Source organism: Mesorhizobium sp. M7A.F.Ca.CA.002.09.1.1 (assembly GCF_003998555.1).
GTDB classification, from domain to species: Bacteria; Pseudomonadota; Alphaproteobacteria; order Rhizobiales; family Rhizobiaceae; genus Mesorhizobium; species Mesorhizobium ciceri.
Map to the genome: position 1 here is coordinate 1 of NZ_RZRR01001378.1, position 889 is coordinate 889.

The window sequence follows — 889 nt, forward strand, 5'->3', positions numbered from 1 at the left end:
TGCCCATCCTGCGCCGCCTGACCCGTTTCGGACGCATCAGCCGCAGCGCCGATCGCGCGCTTGCCCGGGATTCGGTCAAGCAGTTTTCGATTTCACCGCCCGACGGCGAACGGCGCATCAGCCTTCTGTCGGGCGGCAACCAGCAGAAGGCGGCCATCGCCAAATGGCTTGCCGCCAAACCTTCGGCCTTGATCCTCGACGAGCCGACGCGGGGCGTCGACGTCGGCGCCAAGGCCGAGATCCACCACATCATCGGCCAACTCGTCGCCGGCGGCATGGCGGTCGTGATGATCTCGTCGGAACTGCCCGAAATCCTCGGAGTCTGCGACCGCGTGGTGGTGATGCGCGATGGCTATGCCTCCGAGCCTCTCTTGCGCAGCGAATTGAGCGAGGAGCGCATCATGGCGCTGGCCACCGGGGAGGAGATGGCTTGAGCGAAGCGGCCATGGAGATCGGTGGCGTGAACCGCAACGACCGCTTTACGCGTGGCAGCAGGCTTGTCGATGTCCTGTCGAAGGCGGGGCTCGCCTTCGCCATCGTCGCCGTGATGCTCTACGGCTCCCTCGTCAGCCCCGCCTTCTTCACGTCAGGCAATTTGCTCAACGTCCTGACCTCGATGTCTATCGTTGGCATCGTCGTCGTCGGCATGACCTTCGTGCTCGTGGTCGGCGGCCTGGCCGACCTGTCGGTGCCGGCCACCATCGCCTGCGGCGCCATCCTGTCGCTCGGGCTGCAGCCGATGATCGGGCCGCTGCCGGCGTTCCTGCTGGCGGTGGGTCTCGCGGGCCTCATAGGCCTGCTCAACGGGGGCCTGGTCGGATATGTCGGCATCAATCCCATCATTGCCACGCTCGGCGTTGGCACGATCGGACTGGGCATCGTCCAGGCG

The 889-nt window shown here is 66.0% G+C and carries 1 protein-coding gene and 1 pseudogene; both read left to right on the forward strand.

The annotated features are described in order from the left end of the window. Positions 1–434: ATP-binding cassette domain-containing protein (locus tag EN994_RS33360; RefSeq protein ID WP_164746525.1), on the forward strand; the 434-nt coding region annotated here is incomplete at its 5' end. Then, a pseudogene (locus tag EN994_RS33365) lies at positions 431–889 on the forward strand (ABC transporter permease); the annotation flags it as partial. The gene EN994_RS33360 and the pseudogene EN994_RS33365, both read left to right, overlap by 4 nt.